This window comes from Vibrio sp. RM-69-4 (genome assembly GCF_024743775.1).
GTDB classification, from domain to species: Bacteria; Pseudomonadota; Gammaproteobacteria; order Enterobacterales; family Vibrionaceae; genus Vibrio; species Vibrio anguillarum.
In genome coordinates, this window is sequence record NZ_JAMQXI010000075.1 from 1 (window position 1) to 13,828 (window position 13,828).

At 42.8% G+C, this 13,828-nt stretch carries 19 protein-coding genes; 6 read left to right on the top strand and 13 right to left on the bottom strand.

What is annotated here, in order from left to right; genetic code table 11:
- From NB504_RS12090 to NB504_RS12100, 3 genes are all read left to right on the top strand, one after another.
- The coding region (locus NB504_RS12090) for a replication initiation protein (RefSeq protein WP_258428977.1) at positions 1-270 on the top strand (270 nt) is incomplete at its 5' end.
- 159 nt (positions 271-429) lie between these two features.
- Entirely contained in the window at positions 430-786 is a 357-nt protein-coding gene (locus tag NB504_RS12095; protein WP_258428978.1) for a hypothetical protein, read from the top strand.
- A 164-nt stretch (positions 787-950) separates the two neighbouring features.
- Positions 951-1,241, top strand: coding sequence for a hypothetical protein (locus tag NB504_RS12100; RefSeq protein ID WP_258428979.1), 291 nt, complete (start codon positions 951-953; stop codon positions 1,239-1,241).
- A gap of 102 nt (positions 1,242-1,343) precedes the next feature.
- Here NB504_RS12100 and NB504_RS12105 read toward each other — a convergent pair whose 3' ends face one another.
- The 5 genes from NB504_RS12105 to NB504_RS12125 form a co-directional block, all read right to left on the bottom strand.
- Complete coding sequence (locus tag NB504_RS12105) at positions 1,344-1,475, bottom strand: hypothetical protein (RefSeq protein WP_257879106.1); 132 nt, start codon at positions 1,473-1,475, stop codon at positions 1,344-1,346.
- Positions 1,476-1,610: 135 nt separating this feature from the next.
- Positions 1,611-2,120: a hypothetical protein gene (locus tag NB504_RS12110; RefSeq protein ID WP_130355192.1), complete on the bottom strand. Its 510-nt coding sequence runs from the start codon at positions 2,118-2,120 to the stop codon at positions 1,611-1,613.
- A gap of 317 nt (positions 2,121-2,437) precedes the next feature.
- Positions 2,438-3,766, bottom strand: coding sequence for a relaxase/mobilization nuclease domain-containing protein (locus tag NB504_RS12115; protein WP_258428980.1), 1,329 nt, complete (start codon positions 3,764-3,766; stop codon positions 2,438-2,440).
- Positions 3,767-3,798: 32 nt separating this feature from the next.
- A complete protein-coding gene (locus NB504_RS12120; RefSeq protein WP_258428983.1) occupies positions 3,799-4,143 on the bottom strand; it encodes a MobC family plasmid mobilization relaxosome protein in 345 nt (114 codons plus the stop codon).
- A gap of 181 nt (positions 4,144-4,324) precedes the next feature.
- The gene (locus tag NB504_RS12125) at positions 4,325-4,624 is read right to left on the bottom strand and encodes a pyocin activator PrtN family protein (RefSeq protein WP_258428981.1); all 300 of its coding nucleotides are present in this window, start codon (positions 4,622-4,624) and stop codon (positions 4,325-4,327) included.
- Between the two features lie 720 nt (positions 4,625-5,344).
- Between NB504_RS12125 and zur the strand changes: the two genes are divergently transcribed.
- Both zur and NB504_RS12135 read left to right on the top strand, forming a co-directional pair.
- On the top strand, positions 5,345-5,803 hold the full coding sequence (zur, locus tag NB504_RS12130; RefSeq protein ID WP_017043301.1) for a zinc uptake transcriptional repressor Zur: 459 nt from the start codon (positions 5,345-5,347) through the stop codon (positions 5,801-5,803).
- 18 nt (positions 5,804-5,821) lie between these two features.
- Positions 5,822-6,283 (top strand): chemotaxis protein CheX, encoded by a 462-nt coding sequence (locus NB504_RS12135; RefSeq protein ID WP_017043302.1) that lies wholly within the window; start codon positions 5,822-5,824, stop codon positions 6,281-6,283.
- A gap of 96 nt (positions 6,284-6,379) precedes the next feature.
- On the opposite strand, the gene pgi is transcribed toward NB504_RS12135, so the two are convergent.
- From pgi to NB504_RS12150, 3 genes are all read right to left on the bottom strand, one after another.
- Positions 6,380-8,032 carry a glucose-6-phosphate isomerase gene (pgi, locus tag NB504_RS12140; protein ID WP_258428982.1) on the bottom strand — a complete coding sequence of 551 codons (1,653 nt, stop codon included), beginning with the start codon at positions 8,030-8,032 and terminating at the stop codon, positions 6,380-6,382.
- Between the two features lie 220 nt (positions 8,033-8,252).
- A complete protein-coding gene (gene alr / locus NB504_RS12145) occupies positions 8,253-9,326 on the bottom strand; it encodes an alanine racemase (RefSeq protein WP_258428984.1) in 1,074 nt (357 codons plus the stop codon).
- Positions 9,327-9,339: 13 nt separating this feature from the next.
- A complete protein-coding gene (locus NB504_RS12150) occupies positions 9,340-10,746 on the bottom strand; it encodes a replicative DNA helicase (protein WP_013857915.1) in 1,407 nt (468 codons plus the stop codon).
- 174 nt (positions 10,747-10,920) lie between these two features.
- Here NB504_RS12150 and NB504_RS12155 point away from each other — a divergent pair, with 174 nt between their 5' ends.
- Positions 10,921-11,685, top strand: a complete 765-nt coding sequence (locus NB504_RS12155) for a YdiY family protein (RefSeq protein WP_013857916.1) — start codon at positions 10,921-10,923, stop codon at positions 11,683-11,685.
- A gap of 63 nt (positions 11,686-11,748) precedes the next feature.
- Here the strand turns inward: NB504_RS12155 and rplI are convergent, their stop codons facing one another.
- The 5 genes from rplI to NB504_RS12180 form a co-directional block, all read right to left on the bottom strand.
- Positions 11,749-12,198 carry a 50S ribosomal protein L9 gene (rplI, locus tag NB504_RS12160; protein WP_013857917.1) on the bottom strand — a complete coding sequence of 150 codons (450 nt, stop codon included), beginning with the start codon at positions 12,196-12,198 and terminating at the stop codon, positions 11,749-11,751.
- Between the two features lie 33 nt (positions 12,199-12,231).
- Positions 12,232-12,459 (bottom strand): 30S ribosomal protein S18, encoded by a 228-nt coding sequence (gene rpsR, locus NB504_RS12165; RefSeq protein WP_000090472.1) that lies wholly within the window; start codon positions 12,457-12,459, stop codon positions 12,232-12,234.
- A gap of 16 nt (positions 12,460-12,475) precedes the next feature.
- A complete protein-coding gene (gene priB / locus NB504_RS12170; protein ID WP_026027846.1) occupies positions 12,476-12,778 on the bottom strand; it encodes a primosomal replication protein N in 303 nt (100 codons plus the stop codon).
- A gap of 8 nt (positions 12,779-12,786) precedes the next feature.
- On the bottom strand, positions 12,787-13,155 hold the full coding sequence (gene rpsF / locus NB504_RS12175) for a 30S ribosomal protein S6 (RefSeq protein WP_013857919.1): 369 nt from the start codon (positions 13,153-13,155) through the stop codon (positions 12,787-12,789).
- Positions 13,156-13,366: 211 nt separating this feature from the next.
- Positions 13,367-13,828: EF-Tu/IF-2/RF-3 family GTPase (locus NB504_RS12180; protein ID WP_249339401.1), on the bottom strand; the 462-nt coding region annotated here is incomplete at its 5' end.

A 13,828-nucleotide genomic window follows, 5' to 3' on the forward strand; every position in this document is an offset into this window, starting at 1 on the left:
TACCACTGGTGCCTTTATGAACTCAAAAAAGGAGCATCTGGAAGGTTCTCTGTTTCTGTTAGTGAAATCCGAAAGCGTTTCAAGATTGCTGATGACGAGTTTCGACATCACTTTGACTCCCGATTGATTCAAAAGCCCATTGATGACGTGATGGCGAATACAGATCTTGAGATATACATAGAAGAATTGCAGCGAGCAAGCAAAACAAAACGTCGAGCAAGGATCGAGGTTGCTAGCTTCAATGTAACTCGACTACCCGAGGGGATTTAATCTAATTGATCACTTTAAGTTCAAACCATCCCCCATATTCAAAGCAACTGAAGTTGCCGATGCTGATGCATTGGCAACGATGAAAGAGATAAAGAAAATTGCTTGCTGCCATTCAGTTTAAATTCCCATCAAAGTTGTTATCCTTATAACAAAACACTTATGGAAAACATTCCTTTCTCTAGAAAAAATAATCCTTTCTCATATGAAGCTCTTGATAATGAAGCTAAAGAAAAATACCACAATCTGAGAGTTGAGGATTTGGTGATTGAACACTGCACCGAAACAGGCTTCATTACATCAACCGACGTCACCAACAAGACAAGGAAGTTCTTAGTTCTCAAAGAGGCTATAGAAACGACTCTTAATGCATTCAAATTGGTTGATGACTTCGATGACACGAATATCACTATAGACAACCTTGACGCTTGTATCGAGTACAAAAAGAAGCTAAAACGGCGTGTCATAAAGGTAATATCGGATAAGTTACTGGCTGGTTTACCTAACTTCCGGCGCTAGAAATTAGTTAACTTATTACAACCCTATGCGTTGCATGACGTATTATTTTGACTCTAACGTTCGTGCAACGTACACAATGATGAGAAGATGCAATGGGCGATGTTGCCTCTAAAGAGCTACTTACGATATTAATAAAGGCAGAGCGAGTTAAAGGACAGGGGTATATGATCATGTTTATTAGTGCGCTTGCCGCAACGTTGTCGTATTCGATCTTTCCTTTTCTAAACGTATTTTGGTGGTCAAGAGTGATCATAGGCTTACTTTCAGGTGTGGCTGCGTTCTGTATTTCTGCCCTGTTTTTCACTGTTTGGCTGGTTGAGTGGCGCACCAGCAGAGCTTTGACTCGCTTGGAGCCATCAACCAAAGACATTGAAAAGCTATCAAGCACGGGGGTGATTTTCTCATCAGAGCAACGCCGTTCATTTGAACGCTATCTAAATACGCTTAATTGCTAGTGAGTTACCGCTCTAACGGTGGCATCAAGATGATGCGCTTTGAAAATGTATACATAAAACAAAACCCACATTTGTGTGGGTCTAAAAAGCGAGTTCCAGTTCTTACACATTTTGATTAAGAACTTTGATAGCAATACGCAACTCATCAGCGTTGGCATCCAGCTTTTTAGCCAAGCTCAACAAATTATTTCCATCGAGTTTAGTACACCAACCCAAGCATTCGTGCTTGGTCATTTTTTCCATCTCAAGCATTTTTTCTTCTGCGTAGGCTGTGCCGACATTGTCAGCTAGAACCTCATAAATTGCATTTGCTACATAAATAATTTCTCATTTATTTACCTTGTGAACGTGGTTACCAATTTTTAATAGTTAGCATTCTTGGTGTTGAACCAGTTTATTCTTTTGCTTGCGGCTTTTGGCTGCTTTCTTCGCACCATCTTTTCGATTCTTGGCTTTCTCTTTTTCAAAACGTTGTTTGATGTTATCAAACTTATCCGTCACTGCTGCCATCGAATCTAATGTCGCGTAATCAACCCAGCCATACTTGAAAGAACATCCATAACCAATCTCTAAGTAACCCCGTTCAAATAGTTTTTTTCGTTCTGACTTCGAACAATTTAATAATCTCTCAACGTCACATGGGTGAACAGACAAGTAATACCGAGCAGCTTTACTCATAGCTTTGGCAACGTCCTTGCTTTTCGCCGCTTTCAGGATGGCTTCAATCATGTGTTCTTGCTTGCTCATCGCCAATACTGATACATGCATTATTCCTGCATCAACCAGATTCTTTGCAATGTATTTAACTTTGAAAAACGAGGCACTTTTCAGTATCGATGCCAGTAGTGCTTTGAAGGTTATTAATTTCATATTTCTCATCTTAATATTTCGGCAAACTGAATGCCGTCCAATACCGTGATGATAGCTCGTCATTTTCATCCGTCAACGTGAAATCTTTATATTAAAAATATATAAATCAATAACTTATACTAACATAAAAGCAAGTATGAAACATTTCCAATTCCTAAAAAAACATGCGTTTAATAAAATTGAAAACTGACTTTACTTGGTAATTCAGTCTAGTTTTTCATCGAAAAAAACAACCAAGAAGTGAGATGAGCATCACATTTATAGCATGCGTAAATATGTGTTAACTACTTGGCTTCTGACCTACAAATAGCAAAAAGCACCCGTTGTTAATCAGATCTTGGTTGAAGGGGACTAATTGTGACTTGGTTGCCGCCACGCTTAAATCTGTGCAACGGCTCTAGCGTGCTTCGTGTCACTCCTCTTTCTTTAAGCATTCGGTCAAGGCGATCACAGTTGAGTTGAGTTGCTTGATAGATGTCTCCAAGCTCTCGCGCCTCTGCCTCTCTTCGACTAATGCACCCTGTAAGAGATGCAATTGCTTCTCCAAGCTTTGTGAGGATTTCATATACCCATGTTGAAGGGCTTTTAGATTGGTCAGTATGGTCGTAAGCATATTGGTTTACTGGATTTTTATTCTTTTCTTCGGTGGTTTGGTGATCTGGCAGTACAACTGAGCCGGATTGTCTTGCGACCTCACTACTTGATGGCAGAGCTGAAATGAATTGAGTTCGTATTCTAGTGTCAGATACCTGCCTACCATCATTCCCCCAAGTAATGTTGTTATGCTCAGAAGCATTGGATACAGCCAATTGTAACGACGCTGCATTTTGAGTTGACGTTTTATAGATCTTTCGACGTTGATGAGCGAGATGCCGATTTCGTTGTTGAAGCTTTTGTTTGTTTGCTTTAAGTCGTTCGTGACGCTGGCGTGCAAAACTCGCAGTTCGTTCTTCCTGTTTTGCTGCGCTGTTTTCAATGCCTGAGTAAGATTTTGCATAGAGTTCGCCTTTGAGGCGTATTGGTTTTTGGTATCCATCTGCGATAAAAGAAATGGATGATTTACTAATGCGACTGACTGTGATGCCCTCAATTTCATTCAACACATCAACCACATCTTGCTGGCAATTTAGAATACCAGTCGCTGCAAGTTCGAATAGATAAGTATCTATTTGTGCCATCAGCTCGCGCCTAGGCTGCGAATTATCCCCCCACATAAAGGTTCGCGCTTTGGCTGGATCATTAGGGTCGGTAAAGCCAAAGGTATCGTTAGCAATGCTCTTCCACGTATCAATACGCACCATGTCACGCTTGTGAACATAAGGTGTTAGTGATTTTCCTGTCGTCAACTCCATGTTAACGATGTGGAAGTTCAGTTCGATCCGCCCTTTATCACGATGTTCAATCCAGACAATATCGTATTGCTCTGGCGCGAGTCCCGCCAGCAATGTTTGTTCAAATGACGCCATCAGTTGCAGCTTTTGGTGAGCTGGGATATCGGCTTCTTCAAAGCTCAAGCAACCGTATGTGAATGCCTTTGAGAAGCGGCTAGCTTTTTTGAGCCATTCCCTTGTGATATCGGGATTTCCTGAGAGCAATACAGGTTTTACTTTGCGGCGCTTAGTGCCCCCCTCCAAATACTCTAAGCCGTTTGTCACAACTGAGTGATCGCCTTTAAAGAACTTCACAATCATGGTGCTGATTTGATTAAAGCGCTTAACAAGGCATTCATCTGCACAAGCTGAGCTTGCACCGCCACCAAATCAACCAACGAGCCAGATTTTTTTGCGCTATTTATATAACGGGCGATTTGGTTAAGGTTATTGCCAATTCGCGCCACCTCACGCAGCAGTACAGGATCTTGTTTTATTTCTTTGTATTGTTTTTTGTGGTGGCAGGAATTGGGATTGAGGGCCATAGTTCGCAGCCAAACCGAGACATTGCCGTTGGCATTGGCAAAAATTTGTAATTTTTCGTCTTTGCTAACTCGCAACTGAATGCACTCAGTTCGTCTTATTTTTCCACTGTGGTTCATCACGTTGAGTTTTTTTGATGCTGCGAGGCAGCTTTAGGGAGGGGATTAAAGGGGTAGGAACGCACCTCTTTGCCAGCGATTTGAGAATGTAAGGAACGTCATGACAAATCTATGCTGGCTAGGAATCACCTCTTTTTAGAGTGTAATAACAATTGTGATTGATGCAAAATCTGAGCATCAATTAGCACCGAAACGATGCCCTCCTCGACCCTTTATTTTTCCTCCACTCCCTCTCGTTTTCTAGTCGTTTACGTTCAACAAATTTCACTAAATCATCAAAGCTCACAAACCAAGGAGATTTCTGAGAATCGCAGAGACGAACAACAGGAAACGGCAGCTCTTGCTGAGCAGCTTTTCGTTTGATGGTGGTTGCTGCCATACCGAACAATGATCCGGCAACGTCAACAACGGGGATAAAGGGCTGATGATTGAACTGTTGAGCTAAAAGCGATCTTGTGGTCGGTTCAGAACGTGATGTCATTGCTCCCTTCTATTAACGGCTAACGAATACTTAAGTCATCATGTTACAAGCATTAGAAAGGAATAGAAGTATGGCAAAACACTAGCACATAACCATTAAGAGTCTGTTTAATAAGAACAATGTGAATTTTCGAGGATGAATTTTTTTTCAAAAAACTCAACAAATGTGACTAAAGTCTCAATTATTCTTGTTATGGCTAATAATTCAAAAGCAATGCTTTCCAGAACGAAGGTGACGTTACGATTTAAGACGTTGAGGCTCAAAAACAGAGCGCTGATAATTGCAAATTTATTGATGGGGAATACAATGGAGATCTGAAGGCAAAGACAAATGCAAGGCGACAACTTTCTACCCCTATTTTCCCCTTTTTTTTCACAGACATGCTCAAGTTACTGATTTTAAAAGGCTAGAGACCATTGTCAGTCCAATCGAGCATCGGTGCTACTGATAGCCTACAAGGGTGAGTCATGATTTAGATATCCCAATTCAGTCAGTTTCAATGGCTAAACTTACAGCCAAAAACAAAGTTTGGCATTGTAATCGCTTCGAGTTTATAGCGCCAACAGTTCTTCTTCTGTATCGTTTTGCATCGATATAAGGTAATTTAAGTACTATTTTCGTTGCAAACAACGATCACATCGCTAACTAACTCCAGAAAATGTTGTAGGCTACAAGGCTATTAATCTGGAAATAGTATATTATTATTAAAGTCCAATGGTTATGGTGATGAATTTGGACCACAAGCTAACGAAACAAATAGAAGAACTATGCGCAGCGAGAGGAGTACGACTAACTTCTCAACGAAAGAGAGTGTTTGAATTGATTTGTTCAAGCAAAAAAGCATCCAGTGCTTATGAATTGCTTGAAGATTTAAAGCAAAGCGAGCCCCAAGCGAAACCACCAACGGTGTATCGTGCTCTGGACTTTTTGTTAGAACAAGGCTTTATTCATAGAGTGGAGTCAACAAATAGCTTTATTTCATGTTGCTCTTGTAATGCTAATAAGCATTTTTCACACCTATTAATTTGTGACAAATGTGGCAATGTTATTGAACTTCAAGATGATAGTCTGATAGCCTTGCTAGCAAGCAACGCTGAGAAACACGGTTTTAACATCGTTAATCACGTTATTGAATCTCATGGTGTTTGCCAAACGTGTTCCTCAAGTCTGAAAGTATAAAAACAGTAGAAGAAGGTTATGCGCGCTGAATTTGTAAACCCGTTTTTAGCTTCTTTAATGAACGTGTTAAAAACGATGGCTTCATTAGAATTGAAGCCACAGAAACCTCGTGTAAAGAAAGATGAGATTGCCCGTGGTGATGTCTCTGGCTTAATTGGTATGGTTGGTAGTCAAAGCCGCGGTTCCATGTCTATTACTTTTGATGAAAGTCTAGCATTGGAAATCATGCAAAATATGTTAGGTGAACGCCCCAACGGTCTCAATGAAGAAGTGACAGATATGGTCGGCGAAATCACCAACATGGTGACAGGCGGAGCTAAACGTATTCTTGCCGAGAGTGGTTTTGACTTTGATATGGCAACTCCGGTTGTTGTCTCAGGAAAAGGCCACACGATTCGTCATAAATGCGAAGGTGCAATTATTATCATGCCGTTTACCTCTCAGTGGGGTAACGCTTTTATCGAAATCTGTTTCGAGTAAGCTCTTTCATTAAAGAAAAAAAGGTTGATACCGTTAAGTATCAACCTTTTTTATTTGGACAAAACCTTACTCACATCCAAGTAAGGTTTTGACGCATTACGCTTTAAATGTCTTAAACGCGTTAATCAAACCATTGGTTGAGCTGTCGTGTGAACTCACTTGAGCATCGTCGGCTAACTCAGGCAGAATTTGGTTTGCTAACTGCTTACCAAGCTCAACGCCCCATTGATCGAAACTGAAGATATTCCAAATAACACCCTGTACGAAAATTTTATGCTCGTACATCGCAATCAGGTTGCCCAAAGTGCGTGGCGTGATCTGCTTAACTAAGATTGAGTTGGTTGGGCGGTTCCCTTCAAACACTTTAAATGGTGCGATTGCCGCCATTTCTTGTGCTGATTTGCCCGCCGCTTTTAGCTCAGCTTCAACGGTTTGCTGCGTTTTTCCAAACGCTAACGCTTCTGTTTGAGCAAAAAAGTTCGACATCAATTTTTGGTGATGATCACCCGCTGGGTTATGGCTGAGCGCTGGCGCAATAAAATCACACGGGATCAATTTTGTTCCCTGGTGGATCAATTGATAAAAGGCGTGTTGACCATTAGTACCAGGCTCACCCCAAATGATTGGACCCGTTTGGTAAGTTACCGCTTGACCGTTACGATCTACGTATTTACCGTTTGATTCCATATTGCCCTGTTGGAAATAAGCGGCAAAGCGATGTAAGTATTGGTCATAAGGCAGAATCGCTTCTGATTCGGCGCCGTGGAAGTTGTTATACCAAATACCAATCAAGGCTAGGATCACAGGAATATTTTGCTCAAAAGGTGTCGCCACAAAATGTTGATCCATCTCATGCGCGCCGGACAGCAGTTCCACAAAATTGTCATAGCCTACAGCCAATACAATGGATAGACCAATCGCTGACCATAGTGAGTAGCGTCCACCGACCCAATCCCAAAATTCGAACATGTTGTCTGTATCAATACCAAACTCAGCGACTGATTTCGCATTAGTCGACAGCGCCGCAAAGTGTTTTGCAACATGAGTTTCATCGCCTGCTTCCGCTAAGAACCAATCACGAGCCGTATGTGCATTGGTCATGGTTTCTTGGGTAGTAAACGTCTTTGAAGCCACTAAAAATAGCGTGGTTTCTGGATTGACTTTTTTCAACGTTTCAACGATGTGTGTTCCATCAACGTTAGAAACGAAATGAAGATTAAGATGATTCTTATACGGCGCAAGTGCTTCTGTGACCATGTATGGACCAAGGTCTGAACCACCAATACCGATGTTGACAATATCGGTAATCGCTTTACCAGTGTAACCTTTCCATTCGCCAGAAATTACTCGTTCAGAAAACGATTTCATCTTCTCAAGTACCACATTCACGGCTGGCATCACATCTTCACCATCAACCATGACCGGTGTGTTACTGCGGTTGCGTAACGCAGTGTGCAGTACAGCACGGCCTTCAGTTTGGTTGATCGCGCAGCCTTTCAGCATAGCGTCGATGGCTGACTTTAGTTCAGTCTCATTCGCCAATGCTTGTAAATGTTGTAAGGTCTCTTCGTTGATCAAGTTTTTTGAGTAATCAACAAGAATATCTGAACCAAAACGAGTCGAGAATTTATCGAAACGTTGTGCATCTTGTGCAAAAAGCGATTTAAGGTCCATATCTTGCGCTGATTCAAAATGCGCAGTCAGTGCTTTCCAAGCGTTGGTTTGCGTTGGATTGATATTTTTCAACATGGTATCTATCCCGATGTGACAGTAGGTTTTATTCCTATCATTCCTAAACTCTGTTTCAAAATGATGGAATCCCCGATTGAGCAAAAAAGAAAATGGTATCGACTGCCTATATTTGGAAGGCAACACGTCGTTATTCGTTTTGTGAGCGCCATTATGACGCAGCTTACCCGCTCTCATATTGAGTTAGGTCAGGTAAACCTAATGGGTGCATACTCTGGCTTTATTGATACGACATCTCAACACGAGAAGTGAGTTTCGTCACTAACTCGTAAGCGATCGTGCCAATGTGAGAGGCCACTTCTTCGGCTGGTAGCTCTTTTCCCCATAAAATAACCTCATCCCCCACCTTGTCGCAGGCTTGTGGACCGAGATCGACCGTAAGCATATCCATTGAAACTCGCCCTGCAATCGGCACTTTACGCCCATTGACAACAACCGGAGTTCCATTGGGTGCAGTACGAGGATAACCATCGCCATAGCCAATTGCGATAACACCAACCTTAGTGTCAAGCAAGCTTGTCCAAGTGGCACCGTAGCCGACACTCTCTCCCGCTTTAACATCACGCACTGCGATCAAGTGTGATTTTAATGTCATTACAGGTTGATAGCCCAGCGCTTGCGCCGAGTTATCATCAAAAGGAGAAACGCCATACATAATAATACCTGGGCGAACCCACTCTAACTGGCTGTGCTTCCAAGCTAATAAACCAGCGGAGGCAGCAAGTGATCTTTCACCCTCATGACCTTTTGTCATTGCTAAAAATAGCTCAATTTGCTCAGAAGTGGTTGATTTATCGAGTTCATCGGCACAACCAAAATGACTCATATAACGCAATGGCTTCACTACGTTTTTACACGCTTGCAAACGTTCTAAAAAATCGGGGTATTGTTCTGGGCGCACACCTAAACGATGCATTCCGCTATCGATTTTCAACCAAACATTAACTGGGACATCTAATTGAGCTTGCTCTAAGGCGACTAACTGCTCCTCACAGTGAACAACGGTTTGAATGTTATTGGTCACCAATACCGCAAGATCCATCGGGGAATAAAAACCTTCAAGCAACAAGATAGGTTTTACCACACCGCTCGCTCTCAGTTGCAGCGCTTCTTCAATGCGCGCCACGCCAAATGCATCCGCGCCCAGTGCATGTTTCGCAACATGCCGAAGCCCATGACCATAACCATTTGCTTTGACCACCGCCATAATTTTACTGTTTGGTGCCTGCTGTTTTACTCGCTGTAGGTTGTGCTTTAACGCATCGAGATCGATACAGGCGGTTGCCGCTTTCATGTAGCTCATCAAATTACTCATCGTCAAATGCAGGGCCTGCATAGTTGTCAAAACGAGAATACTGCCCTTGGAAGGTCAACCGTACAGAACCAATCGGGCCGTTACGTTGCTTACCTATAATAATCTCTGCGATACCCTTTAACGAACTATCAGGGTGATACACCTCGTCGCGATAAATGAACATGATCAAATCGGCATCTTGTTCTATCGAACCGGATTCACGCAAGTCGGAGTTGACTGGGCGTTTATCGGCGCGCTGCTCCAACGAACGGTTAAGCTGCGATAAAGCCACCACAGGCACATTCAATTCTTTAGCCAGCGCTTTTAACGAGCGAGAGATCTCCGCAATTTCTAAAGTACGGTTATCCGATTGCGAAGGAACTCGCATCAACTGCAAGTAGTCGACCATGATGAGCGACAAGCCGCCATGCTCGCGCGCAATACGACGAGCTCTAGAACGAACCTCGGTAGGCGTTAGGCCTGAGCTATCATCTATGTACATATTTTTCTTTTCCATGAGAATACCCATGGTAGATGAAATTCGTGCCCAATCCTCATCATCCAGCTGCCCAGTACGAATTTTGGTTTGATCAACGCGAGAAAGCGATGCCAACATACGCATCATGATTTGTTCAGCCGGCATCTCAAGAGAGAAGATAAGAACCGGTTTTTCTTGCTCCATGGCCGCGTTTTCACACAAGTTCATGGCAAACGTCGTTTTACCCATAGAAGGGCGAGCAGCCACAATGATCAAATCAGAACCTTGTAAACCAGCCGTTTTTTTATTGAGATCAGCAAACCCCGTATTCACGCCCGTGACACCATCTTGTGGTGTTTTATACAGCAGTTCGATACGCTCTAAAGTTCTTTCTAAAATCGAATCGACATTCTGCGGGCCTTCATTTTCGCTGGTACGCTCCTCAGCAATGGCGAACACTTTACTTTCAGCCAGATCGAGCAAATCTTCCGAACTGCGCCCTTGCGGATCATAACCTGCATCCGCAATCTCATTGGCAACACCGATGAGGTTACGCACCAATGCTCGTTCCGCTACGATTTCAGCATAAGCATTAATGTTAGCCGCACTGGGCGTATTTTTCGCCAAATCCGCTAAATAGGCAAAACCGCCGACATCTTCCAACTGTTCGCGACGCTCGAGATACTCAGATAATGTAATAAGATCGAGTGGCTTACTGGCTTCCAAAATCGATTTAGCTGCATCAAAAATTAGGCGGTGTGCACGGCTATAGAAGTCTTTGCTGACCACACGCTCTGCCACCGTATCCCAACGTTCGTTATCCAATAGCAAGCCTCCAATCACTGATTGCTCAGCTTCGATCGAATGTGGAGGAACTTTAATTGCGTCGACTTGTGCGTCAAACGGTTTACGATTTCGTTGATCTGTTCGTGGTGCAGCCATGACTTCGCTCAATACTATCTAATGACCGACCATTATAGCCAGAATAGATCATTTGTAATTATGTAAACGAAACTTTGTGTTTATCTCGTAGAGAATTAACCTCATGCTGACCAAACAGAACCGCCCTACACCTACTATTTCGCCCACTATTTTTATTCACTTTAGGGGTGCTTCGTGTCCAAAATTTGGTTTCTTAGTTTTAGCCTGTTCGCGATGAGTGCAGCTTATGCTAATGAGGATCTTAAAAACGATACGGAAATCGAAGTTCCTTCTCCTTGGAATAGCCAAGTCGAATTGGGTTATCAAGCCCACTCAGGTAATACTGATTCAGAGTCATTGAATTCACGAGTCAAGACAGAATACATAACAGGTCGCCATCGAACCAATGGTGAGTGGAAATTGTATCGTCTTGATAAAAATGGAAAAGAGAATAAGCGGCAGGCAAACTATTCGCTGCAAAGTGACTATAAGTTAGCTTCAAAAGCTTATCTATACGCAAACTTTAACGGTGTTGATTCAAAATACAGCGCCTATTTCAAAGACTACACGCTATCTGGTGGAATGGGTTACCAATTGATGAATACCGACATATTGCTATTAGAGATTGAAATAGGGCCCGGTTTTCGTTACCAAAAACCCAACCTAGATGAGATATCAAGTACGGATATTGTATTTGCAAATACAGTCGAAGAAGTCATATTTCGTGGTAACTTAAAAGGTGTTTGGGCAACTTTCGATAATTTAACCATCTCCTCTGAACTGACTCTTGTCGCAGGAGAAAGTAACATCAGAACCGATAGCGAACTCATTTTAACCAATCACATTACTGATTCGATTGCGTTGAAAGTGAACTTGTCTCGCCAATACCACGATAAGGTTCCAGCAGGACTAAGTAAAGCCGATAGCGTGACTTCATTTAGTTTACAGTTTCGTTTCTAGGTAGTTTGAAGATAAAAAAACACCAGCCAAGGCTGGTGTTTTCAATTCATCCGAAGACTGAAATTATTCAGCAACGATTTGAATTTTCGCAGTTGCAAACACTTCTGAGTGAAGTTGGATGCTCACTTCGAAAGAACCTACGTTACGTAGAGCACCTTCAGGTAGACGAACTTCGCTCTTAGATACTGCAACACCTGCCGCTGTAATAGCGTCAGCGATATCACGAGTACCAATAGAACCAAATAGTTTACCTTCATCACCTGCTTTAGAAGTAATAACAACAGCTTCAAGAGCGTTAACTTGTTCAGCACGAGCTTGAGATGCAACAAGTTGCTCAGCAACTTTAGCTTCAAGTTCAGCACGACGAGTTTCAAACATTTCAACGTTAGATTTAGTTGCCATTACAGCCTTACCTTGTGGGATAAGGAAGTTACGAGCATAACCAGATTTCACGCTTACAGTGTCGCCAAGGCTGCCTAGGTTACCGATTTTATCAAGTAGAATAACTTGCATTGATTAATCCTCTTTCTTAATAAACGGTGCCAATTACTGATGTTTATCAGTGTATGGCAATAGAGCTAGGTAGCGAGAACGCTTGATTGCACGAGCTAGCTGACGTTGGTATTTAGCGCTAGTACCAGTGATACGGCTAGGTACGATTTTACCAGCTTCAGTTATGTAGTTTTTAAGAGTTGCTACATCTTTGTAATCAATCTCTTGTACGCCTTCTGCAGTGAAACGGCAGAATTTACGACGACGGAAGAAACGAGCCATGGGCTATCTCCTGATCTTAAATTTGAGTAATGTGGTCGGCATGTAGCACCAATTTACCTACGCCATTATGGCTAGTTTGGTAAGCGACAAAGCCACTTACGGTTATGGTGCTGCCTTGTACTAAGTGTTGAGTGAGATTCGTTGACCTTTGCCCACTGACGACTACCGGCATACGACAATAGACTTGTCTCGGTAAATCAGCTTCTATCACTGTTGAGCGATGTTCAAGCCAGAAACGGCAATGTTCAATACCCGCAGGACTTTGGCTTCGAATGGGAGGTTTTGCGACAGTGCCACTCAACTCCATCCGATTGGTCATCAAATCAATTACTCAGCGTCTGCATCGAAACGAGTTTCATCACGCTTAGAACGCTCTTCTTTAGCTTTCAGCATGATTGATGGCTCGGTGATAGCAGCTTTAGTACGCATGATCATGTTACGTAGAACTGCATCGTTAAAACGGAAAGCAGTTTCTAGCTCATCAATCACAGCTTGGTCAGCTTCAACGTTCATAAGAACGTAGTGAGCTTTGTGAAGCTTGTTGATTGGGTAAGCCATTTGACGACGACCCCAATCTTCTAGACGGTGGATAGTACCGCCAGTTTCAGTGATAGAACCAGTGTAACGCTCGATCATGCCAGCAACTTGCTCGCTTTGATCTGGGTGCACCATGAATACGATTTCATAATGACGCATCGGTTGCTCCTTACGGATTATTCAGCTTCCAGGTTTGGCTCGGTCGTCCATAGGAAGCAAGGAACGAAAAAAAAAGACCGAGAATTAAGGACGGCAAATAGTACAGAAACGAAGCAGGATTAGCAAGGGAAATGTACTAAGGGTCACATCAAACAAAAAGGGAAGCCTAAGCTTCCCTTTTTAATGCAGTGTGTGCATAAATTATCGAAAATTAAGCGATAACTTTAGCAACAACACCAGCACCTACTGTACGACCGCCTTCACGGATCGCGAAACGTAGACCTTCATCCATCGCGATTGGAGCGATTAGCTCTACAACCATTTGGATGTTGTCACCTGGCATTACCATCTCTACGCCTTCTGGTAGAGAGATATCGCCTGTTACGTCCGTTGTACGGAAGTAGAACTGTGGACGGTAGCCTTTGAAGAACGGAGTATGACGGCCGCCTTCATCTTTAGACAATACATACACTTCTGACTCGAACTTAGTGTGTGGAGTGATTGAACCTGGTTTCGCTAGTACTTGACCACGTTCTACTTCATCACGCTTAGTACCACGTAGAAGTGCACCAACGTTCTCACCTGCACGACCTTCGTCAAGCAGCTTACGGAACATCTCAACACCTGTACAAGTCGTTGTGATTGTGTCTTTGATACCAATGATCGCAACTTC